The sequence below is a fragment of the Desulfuromonas thiophila genome, assembly GCF_900101955.1.
Classification (GTDB): Bacteria; Desulfobacterota; Desulfuromonadia; order Desulfuromonadales; family Desulfuromonadaceae; genus Pseudodesulfuromonas; species Pseudodesulfuromonas thiophila.
On sequence record NZ_FNAQ01000012.1, the window covers coordinates 60123 to 78710 of the forward strand.

Sequence of the window (18588 nt, forward strand, 5' to 3'; positions counted from 1 at the left end):
GCCCTGATCCTGCTAGACTGCCCAGATGCTAACAGGCGCGTACCGCGCCCTCTTTTGCCCAATGGAGGTGCCTGACATGTTCGAGATTCTGGAAAAAACCCTGCTGACCGCCCTGGGAGCCGCCAGTCTGACCCAAAAAAAAACCGAGGAACTGGCCTGCGAGCTGCGCCAACGCTTCAACCTGAGTGAGGAGGAAGGCAAGAAACTGGTTACCAGCGTGCAGGAGGCGGTAAAGCAACGCCAGCAGGATCTGCAGGACGCCGCCCGAGACGAGGTTCGCCAGGCCGCCGAACGGCTGGGCCTGGTTCCCCGCAGTGAACTCGAAGCCCTCGAACAGCGCGTCCGCCAGTTGGAAGAGCGGTTGGGCCAGAACTGAAGCCGGCGACCGGATGCTGCCATTCCTGCACCTTGACCGCAACCTGCGTTCCCTGCGCCGCTATCGCGAAATCCTCGCGGTCCTGGTGACCTATGGTTTTGACCATCTGGTCGAACAGCTCAATATCGATTATTACCTGGAGCGGGCGCGACGATTGATCCGTCGCCAACGCCAGCAGCTTTCCGCCCTGGAGCGTCTGCCGGCCGAACAACGGCTGCGCATGGCACTGGAGGAACTCGGGCCGACCTTTATCAAATTCGGCCAGTTGCTATCTACCCGCCCCGACCTGCTGCCGGCCAGCTATATCCGCGAACTCAACCGCCTGCAGGACCATGTCGCGCCCCTGCCCTGGAGCGCCATCGAACAGCGGCTGACGACCGAGCTGGGCGCACCGCCGCAAAGCCTGTTCGGCACCGTTGATCCGACACCGCTGGCGGCAGCATCCATCGCCCAGGTCCACCGCGCCCGCCTGCACGACGGTCGGCAGGTCGCCCTGAAGGTGCAGCGACCCGGCATTGAGGCGGTCATTGCCACCGATCTGGACATTCTTGAGGGACTCGCCGGCCTGCTGGAAAACAACCAGGACCGCACCTCGCTGGTGTCGCCGCTGCAACTGGTGCGCGAGTTCCGCCGTACCCTCTACCGCGAGCTCGACTTCACCAAGGAGGCTCACAGCCTGTGTCGTTTTCGCAGCAACTTCGCCGGCGACCCGCATCTGTACGTACCGGAGGTGTTCTGGGACTACAGCAGTGAAGCCCTGCTGACGCTGGAACTGATTGACGGCTGCAAGATCGACGACCTTGATGGCCTGCGCCGCGCCGGACACGACCTGCCCGAGCTGGCCCGGCGCGGCGCCCAATGTTTTCTTACCCAGGTGGTTCATCACGGCCTGTTTCACGGCGACCCCCATCCCGGCAATCTGCGGGTATTGGCCGATGGCCGCATCTGCTTTCTCGATTTTGGCATGGTCGGTCATCTCGACGACGAACTGCGTCAGCAGTTGGCCAACCTGCTGCTGGGCCTCTTTCGCAAGGATACCGACATGCTGGCCGAGGTTCTGCTGACCCGACGGCCACGCACCAGCGAAATCGACCTGCCGGCCCTGCGCCGCGATCTGCTTGAATTCATTGACGACTATCATCAGCGCCCCCTGAAGCAGATCGATAGCTTCAAACTGATGACCGAATTCATCGCCCTGATGGGCCGGCACCACATCCGCTTTCCGGCCGACCTGATGCTGCTGACCAAAGCCCTGGTCACCATCGAAGGCATCGGCCGCCGACTTGATCCCGATTTCAATCTGATCGAACAGATCGAACCCAACGTCCGCGCCCTGCTCAAACACCGGCTGTCATCGGAACACCTCGGCCGCCAGACCCTCAACTGCCTGCGCGCCTATCTTGATCTGGCGCGCAGCCTGCCCCACGACATCCGCGAGGTGCTGTTACGCCTCAACAGCAACAGCTTCAAGATCGATCTGGAACATCGCGGGCTGGAGCGACTGATCCGCGATCTGGACAAATCGAGCAACCGCCTGTCCTTTAGTTTTCTGATCGGCTCTCTCATCATCGGTTCCTCCCTCATCGTACAGACCGGTGCCGGACCGCAGTTGTTCGGCCTGCCGGCGCTGGGGCTGCTCGGTTACAGCATCGCTGCCCTGCTGGGGTTGTGGCTGGCCATAGGGGTCCTCAGCTCCGGTCGACTGTGACAGGTCCTCGCCGCAGCAGCTGAAAAATCCATTGCCAAACCAGCTGCGTCAGAATGCCCCCAAAGCGCCCTTTCAACCCCGACAGGCCAAACCCTGACCAGGAAACGGCCAGCATCCTGCCCCTGTACGCTAACCAGAACAACACAGTGTGGCATCGCCGCCACAGCCGCCCGCCCCAGAAACCACAGTTTCTGCGCTATCTCTCCCAAGCCACCCAAACCAAATCCTGACATTACGATCAGTTAGGAGAATCGCATCAATGGCACGATCCGTGCTAAACGGAGAGACACAACCCTTCGCGGATTCTGCGGCCGCACCTGTCGACCGGGAACCACAGTGTTTGCTGACCAAGGATTGATTGGCATATGATCTACCAATGCACCATCGCTAAAGCCGCCACCCTCAAGGGCATCGGCCTGCATACCGGGCGGGAAATCACCATGCGTCTGCTGCCGGCCGCCGCTGGCACCGGCATCCTCTTCCACCGCAGCGAAGGTGACAAATCCCGCGTGATCGAAGCGCTCTCGGCCAATGTCGTGGATACCCGCATGGCCACTGTCATCGGCAAGGGTGATCTGCGCGTCTCCACTATCGAACACCTGATGGCGGCGCTGGTTGCCTGCCAGATCGACAATCTCGTCATTGAGATCGACGGCCCCGAGGTTCCGATCCTCGATGGCAGTGCCGCGCCCTTTATCCGCCTGATCCATCAGGCCGGCATCGCCCGGCTGGCGCGTAGCCGCAAGGTGATCGCCATTACCAAACCGCTGACCCTGGTCGAAGGTGAAAAACGTGTCAGCCTCATTCCTTCGCGCTTTTTGCGCGTCAGCTTCGATCTGAACTTCAGCCACCCCTGCATCCGCCAGCAGCAACGCTCCTTCAAGCTTTCAACGGAAAGCTTCTGCAGCGAAATCGCGTCGGCCCGCACCTTCGGCTTCCTTGAAGAGGTAGAGTACCTCAAATCGGTCGGTCTGGCCCGGGGAGGATCCCTTGCCAATGCCGTCGTTATCGGCAAGGACAGCATCCTCAACCCTGAGGGACTGCGCTATGGCGACGAATTCGTGCGCCACAAGATTCTTGATACCCTCGGCGATTTTGCTCTGCTTGGCTACGGTCTGCTGGGTCACATCAAATCGTACAAGGCCGGCCACGACATCAACCACAAGATGGTGGAGAAGATTCTCGCCACGCCGGACAGCTGGCGTTTCGTCGAATTTTCTGAAGCGGCGGTGGCTGAGGCCCTGCGCCTGCCCTTGCCGGCTTTCAATCCTGATCTGGTGCAGGCCTGATGCTGTGGCCCGTCTGACACAGCGGCGCTGCTCAACATGACACAGGGGCTGTCCGTTCGCGGACAGCCCCTGCACGTTTGGCATGCCGGGCAAAACCGTTGCAGCCACTCCCGGCCCGTGCCATCATGCCGGCGACCCCGCAAAACCGCCCCCGACCGTCCTTTAAGAAGAGCTTCGCCCATGTCTGAACAGCAGCCGCCTCGGGAACTGCGCAAACGTCGCCGCGAATGGGGTCTGATTCTGGTCACCATCGCGCTGCTGTGCACCTTCCCGTTTTTGGAACGCTATCTTTACGAACAGGCCGCGCAGATCCAGTTGTCCAACAACATTCTGGTGCTGGCGCTGATCAACCTCAATATTCTGCTGATTGTTCTGTTCCTGTTTCTGATCTTCCGTAATCTGTTCAAGATCTTCGTTGAACGGCGGCGCCATCTGCCGGGCGCCCGCCTGCGCACCCGGCTGGTGCTGGCCTTCGTCTCTTTGTCGCTGGTACCGACCCTGCTGCTGTTCTTTGTTTCGGCCGGCTTCATCACCAATTCCATCGAAAACTGGTTCAGCAACGAGATCGAACGCTCACTGACCGAATCGCTGTCCGTTGCCCAGACCTATTACAAAAATTCTGCCACCAATGCCCTGTATTACGCCGAGCAACTCGCCGGCCAAATCAAGGAAGGCAAGCTGCTCAACGAAGGCAATCTTGACGCTCTGCGCGAACTGATCAGCCGCAAGCAACGCGAATACAATCTGGGCGTGGTGGAGGTATTTTCCGCCACCCACGAGGAACTGGTGCGGGCTTCCAACCCGCTGGTGCCACTGGCCGACTTTACCGATCCGGGCTCGGCCACCATCAACGAGGCACTGCAGGGTAACCGTTTCACCCGCGTGACCCCGACGGGCAAGGCCGATCTGATCCGCGGCGTGGTGCCGGTACGCTCCAACTGGAACGAAAAGGATTTCGTCGGCGTGGTGGTGGTCAACTACCATGTCCCCTATTCGCTGGTTAACAAGATGCAGGAGATTTCCAGCTCCTACCAGCAGTACAAGGAAGCCCAGCAACTCAAGGGCAAGATCAAGCAGGGGTACATTGCCGTGCTGCTGCTGATCGCGCTGGTCATCATCTTTTTGGCCAGCTGGTTCGGTCTGCGTATCGCCCGCTCCATCACCGACCCCATCCAGGAGCTGGTCATCGCCACCCGTCAGATCGGTCGAGACGACCTTGATGTGCAGCTGCCGCCGCCGAGCGACGACGAAATCGGCCTTTTGATCGACGCCTTCGACAAGATGACCACCGAACTGCGCCGCGAACGTCTGCGCATTCACCAGGCCCATACCGAATTGCAAAACTCCAACATCGAACTCGACCAGCGGCGCCGCTATATGGAGATTGTGCTGCGCAACGTCACCGCCGGGGTCATTTCCCTGGACAGCCAGGGGCTGCTCACCACCATCAACAAATCCGCCGAAAAAATGCTCAAGATCAGCGCCAGCCAGGTGCTCGGCAAGCATTACCGCGATATCGTCAATCAGGAGCAACTCAATGTCATCCGTGGGTTTTTAGCCGAGCTGATCAGTTCCGGCAAGGAAACCGTGCGCCGCCAGATCGCCCTGAGCGTGCAAGGCCAGCAGCTGACCCTGCTGCTCAACGCCACCCGCCTGTATGACGAAAACGGTCAGGTGATGGGTACCGTCATTGTATTCGACGACCTGACCCATCTGCAAAAAGCCCAGCGCATGGCGGCCTGGCGAGAGGTGGCGCGCCGCATCGCCCACGAAATCAAGAACCCACTGACGCCGGTGCAACTGTCGGCCCAGCGCCTGCGACGGCGCTATCTCGACCGCTTCAACGCTGAAGATCCCGTGTTCGACGAATGTACCCGCATGATCATCAGCCAGGTCGACGACCTGAAAAACCTGGTTAACGAATTCTCCAGCTTCGCCCGCATGCCGGCCGCCAATCCGGCGCCGGAGAATCTCAACAACCTGATCCGTGAAACCCTGGTGCTCTACCAGCAAGGCCATCGCGATATCCAGTTCAATTTCCAGCCTGCGACAGACCTGCCGCTGATCGAACTGGATCGCGAACAGATCAAGCGGGTACTGCTCAATCTGCTCGACAACGCCGTCCATGCCGTCGAGCAACAGCCCCAGGCCGGTGTCATCGAACTGCTGACCGAGCACAACCTTTCCCTGCACATGGCCACCCTGCGGGTGCGCGACAACGGCTGCGGCATTCCCGAGCAGGACAAGCCACGCCTGTTCGAACCCTACTTTTCCACCAAAAAAAGCGGCACCGGTCTGGGCCTGGCGATTGTCGCCACCATCATCTCGGACCATAACGGCTACATTCGCGTGAAGGACAATCCACCGCGCGGCACTGAAATCGTCATTGAACTGCCGTTGCCCACGGCTCACCCCTGACAACGGGAGATGCGTTATATGAAACACATTCTGGTTGTTGATGATGAACTGAACATCCGCACCAGCCTCACCGGCATCCTGCAGGACGAAGGTTTTCAGACCAGCACCGCTGCCGATGGCGAAACGGCACTGCAGCTGATCAGCGAGGAAAAACCCGACCTGGTGCTGCTTGATATCTGGATGCCCGGCATGGATGGCATTGAGGTTCTCAAAAAAATTCGCCAGTTGCCCGACGAGCCCCAGGTCATCATGATGAGCGGCCACGCCACCATCGAAACCGCTGTAACCGCTACCAAACTGGGCGCCTACGATTTTGTCGAAAAGCCCCTTTCGTTCGAAAAACTGCTGGTATGTATCCAGAACGCCTTCAAGGTCCACCAGCTGGTCAGCGAAAACCGCAGTCTTAAAGCCCGCATCTACCGCGACTACAGCATGATCGGCAACAGCCCGCCCATCCGTGAACTCAAGCAACAGATTGGCATTGCCGCGCCGACCTCGGGTTGGGTGCTGATTACCGGCGAAAACGGCACCGGCAAGGAGCTGGTGGCCCGTGCCATCCACAGCCAGTCACGCCGCAGCGACAAACCCTTCATCGAGGTCAACTGCGCCGCCATTCCCGAAGATCTGATCGAGTCGGAGCTGTTCGGTCACGAAAAAGGCGCCTTTACCGGCGCCACCGGCAAGCGCAAGGGGAAATTCGACCAGGCCCACGAAGGCACCCTGTTTCTCGATGAAATCGGTGACATGAGCCTGAAAACCCAGGCCAAGGTGCTACGCATCCTGCAGGAGCACAAATTTGAACGGGTGGGCGGCGAACGCACCATCGAGGTTGACGTGCGGGTCATCGCCGCCACCAACAAGAATCTGGAAGAGGAAATCCGCACCGGCAACTTCCGCGAAGACCTGTTCTACCGCCTGAATGTTCTGCCTTTTCATGTGCCCCCCCTGCGAGAGCGGCGGCAGGATATTGCGCTGTTGGCGGAACATTTTCTGCGGGCCTACTGCCGCAAGGAGAATGCCGAGATCAAGCAGCTCAGCCCTGAGGTATTGCAGGCCTTAAGCACCCATCATTGGCCCGGCAACGTGCGTGAGCTGAAAAACCTGATTGAGCGGCTGGTCATCATGACCCCAGGTGAACGCATTGACCTGGCCGCCCTGCCGGCCGAGTTGCGTGGTGGCGGCGACAGTGGCGAGGAGTTGCGCATCGCCCTGGAATGCGACAATTACAAGCAGGCACGCGAGGAATTCGAAAAGGAGTTTATCCGCACCAAGCTGGAGGAAAACGACTGGAACGTATCGCGGACCGCCGAGGTCATCGGCCTGGAGCGTTCCAACCTGCACCGCAAGATCAAAAGCCTGGGGCTGGAACTGGAAAAACAGTAACCCACTGCGGCTAGGATCGCTCTTTTCCCCCTTGACTTTTGCCAGCCGATCCCAAAAGATAATGCCGCCTGCCAAACTGACTGATCAGTCAATCGGCTCCTGGTCTGAGCCGATTCCGGCCGGCGACAATCCTCCCGCTGCCTTGTCACAACCTTTCCAGCCATCTGCCCGAGGTTTTTATGAAACGACCGCTTTCAGGTAACTTCGCTGTTCTTCTCCTGCTGTTGCTCGGCCTGTGCCTGTCCGGCTGCCAGCGCACTTCCGATGCGGCGCCCCAGACCCCGCAGTCCGCGCCGCCCCAGGTTTCCGTGCTGCGGCTTGAGCCCCAGCCACTGACCCTGAGTACGCGCCTGCCGGGCCGTGTCAGTGCCTATCTGGTGGCCGAAGTGCGTCCCCAGGTGGAAGGCCATATCCTGAAACGGCAGTTCACCGAAGGCAGCGACGTACGCCAGGGCCAAGTGCTCTACCAGATCGACCCGGCCATCTACCGTGCTCAACTGGCCAGCACCGCAGCCGTGCTGCTGGAAGCCGAAGCCGATCTGGTCACCCTGCAACTCAAGGAACGGCGCCTGCGAGAACTGGTCGAGGTCAAGGCGGTGAGCCAGCAGGAATACGACGATGTCCATGCTGCCCTTAAGCAGGCGCAGGCCCGAATCGCTTCGGCGGCGGCAGCCCGGGACCTGCAGCAGATCTATCTGGATTACACCCGCATCACCGCCCCCATCAGCGGTCGCATCGGCATCTCCAACGTGACCACCGGCGCACTGGTCTCCACCCATCAGACAGCGCCACTGGCTACCATCCAGCAGATTGACCCGGTCTACGTCGACCTGACCCAGTCAAGTGCCGAACTGCTGCGGCTCAAACGCTCACTGATGGCGACCCAGGACACCGCCAGGGCTGCCAGCGCCAGGGTACGCCTGGAGTTGGAGGACGGCAGCCCCTATCCCCAGACCGGCACCCTGCAATTTTCCGACATCAGTGTTGACGAAGCGACCGGCTCGGTCACCCTGCGCTGCCGTTTTGACAACCCCCAGCACCTGCTGCTGCCAGGCCTGTTTGTCCGCGCCCAGGTTGAAGAGGGGACCCTGGAACAGGCCCTGTTGGTTCCCCAGCGGGCAGTCAGCCGCCTGCCCGACGGCACGGCAACGGTTCTGCTGGTGGAAGCCGATGGCACCGTAACGCAGCGGCCGATTGAGGTCGAGCGGGCCGTGGACCATAACTGGCTGGTCCGTTCGGGTTTGCAGGGCGGCGAGGAAATCATCCTGGAAGGCATACAGAAAATCCGGCCGGGGATGAAGGTGAGCACGGTGCCTTTCGCCGGCACGGCAGCAGAATAAGGAGCGGCGTTCATGGCACGTTTTTTCATCAACCGGCCGATTTTTGCCTGGGTTCTGGCCATCATCGTGATGCTGGCCGGCCTGCTGTCGATCCTGACCTTGCCGGTGGCGCAGTATCCGGCCATTGCCCCGCCGCAGATTTCCATTAATGTGGTCTATCCCGGCGCTTCGGCCCAGACGGTGCAGGACACCGTCACTCAGGTCATCGAGCAAAAACTTAACGGCATCGACAACCTGATTTACATGGCCTCCAACAGCGATTCGGCCGGCTATGCCACCATCACGCTGACCTTCAAGGCCGGTACCGATCCCGACATCGCCCAGGTACAGGTTCAAAACAAGCTGCAACTGGCCGAACCCATGCTGCCGGAAGCGGTCAAGCGGCAGGGGATTTCCGTCACCAAATCAACGCGCAATTTTCTGCTGATCATCGGCCTGATCTCCGAGGATGGCTCCATGAGCCGCTTTGATCTGGCCGACTACGCCGTCGCCAATATTCAGGACATCGTCAGCCGCCTGCCCGGCGTTGGCGAGGTGCAGATGTTCGGCTCGCAAAATGCCATGCGCATCTGGCTTGATCCGGACAGACTCTACAGCTACGGCCTGACCAGCAACGATGTCATCGCAGCCCTGCAGGCTCAAAACGCCCAGGTCTCCGGTGGCCAGTTCGGCGGCAACCCGGCCACGGCGGGGCAGCAACTCAATGCCACCATCACCGCCCGCAGCCTGTTGCAGACGCCGGAGCAATTCAACGAGATCTTGCTGCGCACCAGCGCCAGTGGCGCTTCGGTTCGGCTCAGGGATGTCGCCCGCTGTGAGGTCGGCACCGAAAATTACGACATTCAGGCCCGTTACAAGGGCATGCCGGTCGCCGGCCTCGGCATCCGCCTGGCGTCGGACGCCAACGCGCTGGATACCGCCACCGTCATCAAGAACAAGATGGAGGAACTCTCGGCCTATTTCCCGCCGGGCATGTCTTTCGTGTTTCCCTACGATACCACCCCCTTCGTCAAGCTCTCCATCCAGGGCGTGGTGCGCACCCTGATTGAGGCGGTGCTGCTGGTATTCGTCATCATGTTCCTGTTTTTGCAGAACATCCGGGCGACCCTGATTCCAACCATCGCGGTACCGGTGGTGCTGCTTGGCACCTTCGGCATTCTGGCCGCCACGGGTTTTTCCATCAACACCCTGACCATGTTCGCCATGGTTTTGGCCATTGGCCTGCTGATCGACGATGCCATCGTGGTGGTGGAAAACGTCGAACGGCTCATGACGGAGGAGGGACTGCCGCCCAAGGAGGCCACCATCAAGTCGATGGAGCAGATCACCAGCGCCCTCTGGGGCATCGCTCTGGTGCTGGTGGCCGTGTTTATTCCAATGGCGTTTTTCGGCGGCTCCACCGGCGTCATCTACCGCCAGTTTTCCATCACCATGGTTTCGGCCATGCTGCTGTCGGTTCTGGTCGCTCTCATCCTGACCCCGGCACTGTGCGCTACCATGCTCAAGCCGGTACACAAGGGCCACATCGCCGCCGAAGGCAGCTGGTTCAAGGGCTTCTTTCGTGGCTTCAACCGGGCCTTCGATTACAGCAGTGGCCTGTATCAGTCCATCGTCGGCTGGTCCGTGCGCCGTACCGGTCGGTTCCTCTTGCTGTTTGCATTGATTTGCAGCCTGCTCGGCTACCTCTTTGTCCGTATGCCGACGGCCTTTCTGCCCGAGGAGGATCAGGGCTACATTCTCTGTCAGTTACAGCTGCCAGCCGGAGCGACAGCCAATCGCACCTTCGAGGTCATTCAGCAAATCGAGCGTCATTTTCTGGAAAATGAAGCTGAAGCCATTGAATCGGTGTTGACCGTTTCCGGTTTCAGCTTCGCCGGACGCGGTCAGAACATGGGCCTGGCCTTCGTCAAGCTCAAGGATTGGCACCTGCGCCACCGTCCCGACCAGCGAGTGGCCGCCGTGGCGGGACGGGCCATGAGAGCCTTTTCGCAGATCAAGGACGCCCTGGTTTTTGCCTTTGTTCCTCCCGCAGTGATGGAACTGGGCACGGCCAACGGCTTTGACTTTCAGCTGCAGGATCGGGCCGGGCTGGGACACAACAGCCTGATGGCGGCCCGCAACCAGTTGCTTGGCATGGCAGCCAAAAATCCGGTACTGATGGCGGTACGACCCAACGGTCAGGATGACACGCCGGAATTCCGGCTGCTGCTGGATGACGAGCGGGCCGGCGCTCTGGGCCTGCAACCAGCGGCCATCAACGAGGTGATCAGCAGCGTCTGGGGCAGTGCCTACGTCAACGACTTTATTGAAAACGGCCGGGTCAAGAAGGTTTATTTGCAGGCCGGCGCCCCGTTCCGCATGCAGCCACAGGATATTGACCGCTGGTATGTGCGTAACGCCAGCGGGGCCATGGTGCCATTCTCAGCCTTCACCACAGCCACATGGAGCTACGCCTCGCCGCGGCTGGAACGCTATAACGGCTTGCCCTCGCGCCAGATTCTCGGCCAGGCGGCCCCAGGTTACAGCACCGGCGACGCCATGGCGGAGATGGAAAAACTGGCCAGCCAGTTGCCCGCCGGCATCGGTTTCGAATGGACGGGACTGTCTTACGAGGAACGGCTGGGCGGCGCCCAGGCCCCTATCGCCTACGCGATCTCCCTGCTGGTGGTGTTTCTCTGTCTGGCAGCACTGTATGAAAGCTGGGCAGTGCCTTTTTCTGTTATGCTGGTGGTACCTTTGGGGGTAATCGGCGCGGTGACCGCAGCCACGCTGCGCGGTTTTTCCAACGACATCTATTTCCAGATCGCCATTCTGACCACCATCGGCTTGTCGGCGCGTAATGCGATCATGATTGTCGAGTTCGCCAAGGAATTGATGGAACAGGGCATGGGCCTGATCGAAGCCACGTTGGAAGGTGCCCGCCTGCGGCTGCGGCCGATTCTGATGACCGCCATGACCTTCATCATCGGCGTACTGCCACTGGCGCTGAGCAAGGGGGCCAGTTCCGGTGCCCAGAATGCCATCGGCACCAGCATGGCCGGCGGCATGCTCAGCGCCACCTTCCTGGGCCTGCTGTTCGTGCCCATCTTCTTTGTTGTGGTCCGGCGCCTGTTCCCGGTGCGCCCCGAGCAAGAGACTTCTTCCCACGTTGAGGTTTAACCCATGCGCAGACGTTTAGCCGCCCTGCTCTGTTGCCTGCTGTGCCTGACAGGTTGCGCCACCCTGGCACCGCCCTATGAAACTCCCGCACCGGCCAGCAGCAGCCACTGGCCCGCAGGTGCTGCCTATCCAACACTGGCGGACAACGCCGGCCCTCTGGCAATGCATCTGCCGCTGGGACAGGTATTTCCTGACCAGCGCCTGCAGCAGCTGCTGTCTCTGGCCATTGCCAACAACCGCGATCTGCGCCAGGCCGTTATCGCTATCGAACAAAGCCGAGCTCAGTTTCAGATTGAGGGGGCTGCGCTGCTGCCCCAGGTAGATGCTGAGGCCCAGGGCTATCGCGAGCGACGGCCGGCGGATCTCAGCGGCACCGGACAGTCGCGCATCACCAGCGAATACCGGGCAGGCTTGGGGGTGAGCGCTTACGAACTCGATCTGTTCGGACGTATCCGCAGCCTGAGGGACCAGGCCCTGCAAACCTATCTGGCCACGGAAGAAGCCCGCCGGGCCGTCCACATCGGCCTGGTAGCGGAGGTGGCCAGCGCCTGGTTGACCCTGGCGGCCGATCAGGAGCATCTGCGCCTGGCGCGCGAGACCCTGACCAGTCAGGAAGCCTCTTATCGCCTCATCCAAAGTCGTTACGACGCCGGCATTTCCTCGGCCCTCGATCTGCACCAGGCCCAAACCAGTGTCGACAACGCCCGCATCGATATTGCCCGCTACAGCCGGCTGGTGGCTCAGGACCAAAACGCACTGACGCTGCTGGTCGGCAGCGCCATCCCCGCCAACCTGCTGCCCGAGGGGCTGCAGGATATCCGCATTGCCATCAGTGAACCGGCCATCGGCCTGCCTTCCCAGGTTCTGCTGCAGCGCCCCGACATCCTGCAGGCAGAACATCAGTTACGCGCCGCCTATGCCAACATTGGTGCTGCCCGCGCCGCCTTTTTCCCCAGCATTCACCTGCTTGGTTCTTTCGGCAGCGCCAGCGCCGAACTGACCGATTTGTTTCAGGCCGGCTCGCTGGCCTGGAGTTTTACCCCCCAGATCTCGGTTCCCATCTTCGACGCTCAGCGCAACCGGCTGCGCCTGAGGGTCGCCGAAACCGAGCGTGATCTGCTGCTGGCGCGTTATGACAAAGCGATTCAAACCGCCTTTCGTGAGGTAGCCGACGCCCTGGCGGCTTTTGGCACCCTCGATACCCAGTTACAGGCCCAGCGCTCACTGGTTGATGCCACCGCAAACAGCTACAATCTGTCCCAGGCGCGCTATCAGCAGGGCATCGACAGTTATCTCAATGTGCTGGATTCGCAGCGTGCGCTCTACCGGGCCCAGCAGGAACTGATCAGTACCGAACTCGGCCGCCAGCTCAACCGTACCAGCCTGTACCGGGCACTCGGCGGCGGTTGGTACACATCCGAACCATCGTGAAACGGGGGGGGGAAGCCTCGTCATGTCGTTGCCGGCCCTGCTGAAAAAATTCCTGACGCTGTTACTCAGTGGCGGCATCCTTGGACTGGGGCTGTTGTGGAGCTATCAGCTGCTGCACCAGAAGCGCCCGTCAGAGGATTTTGCCCAAGGCAATGGCCGTATCGAAGCGGTGGAGATTCAGGTGGCCACCAAGGTTGCTGGCCGGGTGCAGGAGATTCAGGTTAACGACGGTGACTTTGTCCGTGCCGGCGCTATCCTCGCCCGCATGGACACGGCGGCATTGCGAGCCCAGCTGCGTGAGGCTCGGGCTCACCTGCGACAGGCCGAAATCGGTGTGGAAGTGGCTCGCAGTCGGCAGGCCCAGTTGCACAGCGAAAAGGTCGCAACCGAGGCGGTGGTTGCCCAGCGCCAGGCCGAACTGGAGGTGGCACGCAAACGATTGGAGCGCTCCCGCCAGCTGACCCGCAGTCATGCCATCCCCCTGCAACAGCTGGACGATGATGAGGCTGCGTTCCTCGGCGCCCAGGCGGTTCTGCGGGCGGCCCAGGCTCAGGTCATGGCGGCGCAGGCAGCCATTGTCACGGCCCAGGCTCAGATCATCGGCGCGGAAGCCGCGGTTGATGCGGCTCAAGCCACCATCGAGCGCTTACAGGCCGATCTTGATGACAGCGCCCTGAAGTCTCCCCGCGACGGCCGGGTGCAATTCCGCGTCGCCCAGCCCGGCGAGGTTCTCGGTGCCGGCGGCATTGTCCTGACCCTGCTCGACCTGACCGATGTCTCCATGACCTTCTTTTTGCCGACGGCCCAGGCGGGCCGTCTGGCGCTGGGCGCTGAAGCCCGGCTGATTCTCGATGCCGCGCCTGGGCTGGTGATCCCGGCGCGGGTCTCCTTTGTCGCCAGCGAAGCCCAATTCACACCAAAAACCGTTGAGACCGCCAGCGAACGGGAAAAATTGATGTTCCGCATCAAGGCCCAGATCGCGCCGGAATTGCTGCGCCGCCATATCGAGCAGGTAAAAACCGGCCTGCCAGGTGTCGCTTATGTACGGCTCAACCCACAGGCCGACTGGCCCCCCCATCTGCAGCTGCGTTCACTGCCATGAACTCAGCGGCTGCTCCGCACCTGACCAATGGCACCGCCCCTGCTGTTCGTCTTGCTGATGTCAGCCTAAGCTACGGTTCCGTCACCGCCTTGCAGCACATTGATCTACTGCTGCCCGCCAATTGCATGATCGGCTTCATCGGCCCTGATGGTGTCGGCAAATCCAGCCTGCTGGCCCTGATCGCCGGTGCCCGCAAACTGCAGAGCGGACAACTGGAGGTTCTCGGAGGCTCGATGGCCTGCCGTCATCATCGTCAGGCGGTCTGTCCACGCATCGCCTACATGCCGCAGGGTCTGGGCAGGAATCTTTACCCCACCCTGTCGGTATGGGAAAATGCTGATTTTTTTGCCCGTTTGTTTGGCCATAATGCAACGCAGCGGCAGCATCGTATCGCAGAGTTGCTGCAGGCGACAGGGCTGACCCCTTTTGCCGACCGACCGGCCGGGAAGCTCTCTGGCGGCATGAAGCAGAAGCTTGGCCTGTGCTGCGCCCTGATTCACGACCCTGACCTGCTGATTCTCGACGAACCAACCACCGGCGTCGATCCCCTGTCGCGCCGCCAGTTCTGGGAACTGATCGGCCGCATCCGCCAGCAACGCCCAACCCTGTGCGTCCTGGTAGCCACAGCCTACATGGAAGAGGCGGCCCGCTTTGACTCGCTGGTGGCTCTGCACCGCGGCACCGTACTGGCAGTCGGCACACCGGCGCAACTGCTCGCTCGCAGCCATAGCGGCAGCTTGGAAGAAGCCTTTATCGCCCTGCTGCCGCAGGAGCAGCGCGCCGGATATCAGCCCATCGTCTCCCACCCGCGCAATACCACTGGAGAAAATCCTGTCGCCATTGAAGCCCGCGATCTGACGATGCGCTTCGGCCGCTTCACGGCGGTAGATCGGGTCAGCTTTTGCATCCGGCGCGGCGAAATCTTCGGCTTTCTGGGTTCCAACGGCTGTGGCAAAACCACCACTATGAAGATGCTTACCGGCCTGCTGCCCGCGACCTCCGGCAATGCCTGGCTGTTCGGTCAACCGGTCGACGCGCGGGATCTGGCTACCCGCCGGCGGGTCGGCTATATGACGCAGGCATTTTCGCTCTACAACGAACTGACTGTCCGGCAGAACCTGCAGCTGCATGCCCGCCTGTTTGCCCTGCCACGGCAAGGGATTCCAGCCCGTATCGCCGAGCTGGCTGCCCGTTTCAACCTGACCGAAGTGCTTGACAGCCTGCCGGCCAGCCTACCGCTGGGACAGCGCCAGCGGCTCTCCCTGGCGGCAGCGCTGATTCACCGACCAGAAATGCTGATTCTCGACGAACCGACCTCGGGTGTCGATCCGGTAGCGCGGGATGCTTTCTGGCAATTGCTGATCGATCTGGCCCGCAATGATCAGGTCACCATCTTCATTTCCACCCATTTCATGAACGAAGCCGCCCGTTGCGACCGCATCTCGCTGATGCATGCTGGACGGGTACTGATCAGCGACAGCCCGCAAGGGTTGCTCCAGAGCAGCGGCACAACCGACCTGGAACAAGCCTTCATTCACTACCTGGAACAGGCCACATCCGACCAGCTTCCGGCACAACCTCTGGCGGTCGCGCCAGCAACAGAGTCTGTCACGGCGGCCCCGCACCGTTTCAGTCTGCAGCGTCTGGCCAGCTACAGTCACCGCGAAGCGCTGGAATTGCGCCGCGATCCCATCCGTCTGACACTTTCACTGCTGGGCAGCTTGATTCTGATGCTGGTGATGGGTTACGGCATCAGCATGGACGTGGAGGATCTTGCCTACGCTGTGCTGGACTACGACCAAACCAGCCTCAGCCGCGATTATGCCCTCAATCTGGCCGGATCACGCTACTTTATCGAAGACGCTCCGCTAACAAACGATGCCGACCTCGACCGGCGGCTGCGCAGCGGCACCATCAGTCTGGCGTTGGAAATTCCTCCAGGCTTTGCCCGCGATCTTTACCGCGGCAGCCCAGTCAGCATCGGTGCCTGGGTTGATGGCGCCATGCCCAGCCGGGCCGAAACTCTCCAGGGCTATGTCCAGGGCATGCACAACCAGTGGCTCGCGCGCCACTACCGCCAGCACAGCAAAGGCGGCGGCGTCCTGCCCATGGCCGCCATTGAAACCCGCTACCGCTATAATCCCGACGTCAAAAGCCTGCCGGCCATGGTACCAGCCATCATGCCACTACTGCTGATGATGATTCCCGCCATGCTTACCGCACTGTCGGTGGTGCGTGAAAAGGAGTTGGGTTCCATCGTCAATCTCTATGTGACGCCTATCACCCGGTTGGAATTTCTGCTCGGCAAACAAGGCCCCTATGTTCTTCTGGCCCTGTTCAATTTTACAGCTCTGACCATCCTGGCGGTCACGATTTTTGCCGTTCCTTTGACGGGCAGTCTGACCGCCTTGAGTCTGGGCGCACTGCTCTATGTCATGTCTGCCACAGCCTTGGGTCTGCTTATCTCCACCTTCATGCGCAGCCAGATAGCGGCCCTATTCGGCACCGCCCTGCTGACGATCCTGCCAGCGGTGCAGTTCTCCGGCCTGCTCGATCCGGTGTCCTCTCTGGAAGGATTCGGCGCACTGTTCGGTGCCATCTACCCTACCACCCATTTTCTGACGATCTGTCGCGGGACCTTTGCCAAGGCCCTGACCTTAGCCGAACTGCAAGGCGCCATCTGGCCACTGTTGCTGACTGTTCCGGTTTTAATCGGCCTGGGCACCCTGCTGCTGAAAAAACAGGAGCGTTAAGCATGCGCATCGCCAATGTACTGCATTTGGGGGTTAAGGAATTGCGCAGCCTGCTGCGCGATCCGGGCATGCTGGTCCTGATTCTGTATGCCTTTACGTTGGCTATCTATGTCGCGGCCACGGCCATACCGGAAACCCTGCACAAAGCTCCCATTGCCATTGTCGATGAGGATCGCTCGCCTTTGTCACAACGCATCATCGCCGCCTTCTATCCTCCCCAGTTCATGCCGCCGGTCATAATCGATCACACCGCCATGGACGCCCGAATGGATGCCGGGCTGGACACCTTCGCTCTGAATATCCCTCCCAATTTCCAGCATGACCTGCTGGCCGGGCGCCAGCCAGTCATCCAGCTGAATATCGATGCCACGCGTATGAGCCAAGCTTTTACCGGTAATGGCCACGTTCAGGCAATTGTTCAGCGAGAGATCAGCGACCACCTGCGCACCCCGGCCACTTCGGACGGCAACACGGTGACCTTGGCGCTACGGGCACGGTTTAATCCCGAATTAAACAATGCCTGGTTTGGCGGTGTCATGAAATTGATCGACAACGTCACTCTCCTGTCAATCATTCTGACGGGCGCGGCCTTGCTGCGAGAACGTGAGCATGGCACCATTGAGCATCTGCTGGTCATGCCTGTCACCCCGTTCGAGATTATGGCAGCAAAAATCTGGGCCATGGCACTGGTGGTGCTGCTGGCAACCGCCGGTTCCCTCGTCATAATCATGGAGGGCCTGCTTGCCATGCCCATTGAAGGCTCGAAAACGCTGTTCCTGGCCGGGACAGCACTACACCTGTTTGCCACCACCGCGCTAGGCATTCTCATTGCCACCCTGGCCCGCTCCATGCCCCAGTTCGCCCTACTGATGATGTTGGTTCTATTGCCGCTACAGATTCTATCCGGCGGCACCACCCCTCGCGAAAGCATGCCCGAACTGGTTCGGCTTATCATGCTGGCGGCACCCAACACCCACTTTGTCATCCTGGCACAAAGCATTCTCTACCGTGGTGCCGGCATTGACATCGTCTGGCCGCAACTGCTTGCCCTGTTCATTATTGGCCTGCTGTTCTTCAGTTATTCCCTGGCGCGTTTTCGCAAAACACTCAGTCAGTTGTCCTGAAAAAGAATGACACTGCCGTGCTTCGTCAATAAAGCGAATGAAATTTTACGTTATCGTTCAATGGTGTTCTGATTGGGTGTTCTGATGAGCAGGGAAATGGAAGCGGGGGAGTATGATCGGCAGCACTGCACAGGTGCTCTTTTGACAAAAAAAAGGACTCACAGTTGTGAGTCCTTTTTCGGAGAAAAAATTCGGCGGCGACCTACTTTCCCACACAGTCACCCGTGCAGTATCATCGGCGCAGCGAAGCTTAACTTCTGTGTTCGGGATGGGAACAGGTGTTGCCTTCGCGCTATAGCCGCCGAAAAGCGTTTTTCTTAAAAACGTTTTTGGCAATTGCTAAGACGATCATTACGCACATCAAGCAGGTAAGGCACATTGGCAAGTGCATCGGTATTTTCAGGCTTGGGGCGAGGCGAACCTCGCCCCTTGCACTGGAAAAAACTTTTTATGGTCAAGCCTCACGGTCAATTAGTACCGGTTAGCTGAACACATTGCTGTGCTT

General features: G+C 60.2%; 11 protein-coding genes and 1 rRNA gene. 11 read left to right on the forward strand and 1 reads right to left on the reverse strand.

The window, feature by feature from the left end; translation table 11 throughout:
• The first annotated feature begins 76 nt into the window (after positions 1-76).
• The 11 genes from BLR80_RS09680 (at position 77) to BLR80_RS09730 (ending at position 18083) form a co-directional block, all read left to right on the forward strand.
• A complete protein-coding gene (locus BLR80_RS09680; protein WP_092079307.1) occupies positions 77-376 on the forward strand; it encodes a phasin family protein in 300 nt (99 codons plus the stop codon).
• Positions 377-389: 13 nt separating this feature from the next.
• Positions 390-2084, forward strand: coding sequence for an ABC1 kinase family protein (locus BLR80_RS09685; RefSeq protein WP_092079310.1), 1695 nt, complete (start codon positions 390-392; stop codon positions 2082-2084).
• A gap of 365 nt (positions 2085-2449) precedes the next feature.
• Positions 2450-3373 (forward strand): UDP-3-O-acyl-N-acetylglucosamine deacetylase, encoded by a 924-nt coding sequence (lpxC, locus tag BLR80_RS09690; protein ID WP_092079313.1) that lies wholly within the window; start codon positions 2450-2452, stop codon positions 3371-3373.
• A gap of 180 nt (positions 3374-3553) precedes the next feature.
• Positions 3554-5791, forward strand: a complete 2238-nt coding sequence (locus tag BLR80_RS09695; protein WP_092079315.1) for a sensor histidine kinase — start codon at positions 3554-3556, stop codon at positions 5789-5791.
• 18 nt (positions 5792-5809) lie between these two features.
• The gene (locus BLR80_RS09700; protein WP_092079318.1) at positions 5810-7174 is read left to right on the forward strand and encodes a sigma-54-dependent transcriptional regulator; all 1365 of its coding nucleotides are present in this window, start codon (positions 5810-5812) and stop codon (positions 7172-7174) included.
• 179 nt (positions 7175-7353) lie between these two features.
• Positions 7354-8514 (forward strand): efflux RND transporter periplasmic adaptor subunit, encoded by a 1161-nt coding sequence (locus BLR80_RS09705; protein WP_092079320.1) that lies wholly within the window; start codon positions 7354-7356, stop codon positions 8512-8514.
• Positions 8515-8526: 12 nt separating this feature from the next.
• Complete coding sequence (locus BLR80_RS09710; protein WP_092079323.1) at positions 8527-11673, forward strand: efflux RND transporter permease subunit; 3147 nt, start codon at positions 8527-8529, stop codon at positions 11671-11673.
• Positions 11674-11676: 3 nt separating this feature from the next.
• Positions 11677-13104: an efflux transporter outer membrane subunit gene (locus BLR80_RS09715; protein ID WP_092079326.1), complete on the forward strand. Its 1428-nt coding sequence runs from the start codon at positions 11677-11679 to the stop codon at positions 13102-13104.
• Positions 13105-13126: 22 nt separating this feature from the next.
• A complete protein-coding gene (locus tag BLR80_RS09720) occupies positions 13127-14206 on the forward strand; it encodes an HlyD family secretion protein (protein WP_092079329.1) in 1080 nt (359 codons plus the stop codon).
• On the forward strand, positions 14203-16959 hold the full coding sequence (gene rbbA / locus BLR80_RS09725; RefSeq protein WP_092079332.1) for a ribosome-associated ATPase/putative transporter RbbA: 2757 nt from the start codon (positions 14203-14205) through the stop codon (positions 16957-16959). The genes BLR80_RS09720 and rbbA overlap by 4 nt, the downstream gene beginning before the upstream one ends.
• A 2-nt stretch (positions 16960-16961) precedes the next feature.
• A complete protein-coding gene (locus BLR80_RS09730) occupies positions 16962-18083 on the forward strand; it encodes an ABC transporter permease (protein ID WP_092079334.1) in 1122 nt (373 codons plus the stop codon).
• A 189-nt stretch (positions 18084-18272) separates the two neighbouring features.
• Here BLR80_RS09730 and rrf read toward each other — a convergent pair.
• Positions 18273-18389: ribosomal RNA gene (gene rrf, locus BLR80_RS09735) — 5S ribosomal RNA — on the reverse strand.
• Between the last annotated feature and the right edge of the window lie 199 nt (positions 18390-18588).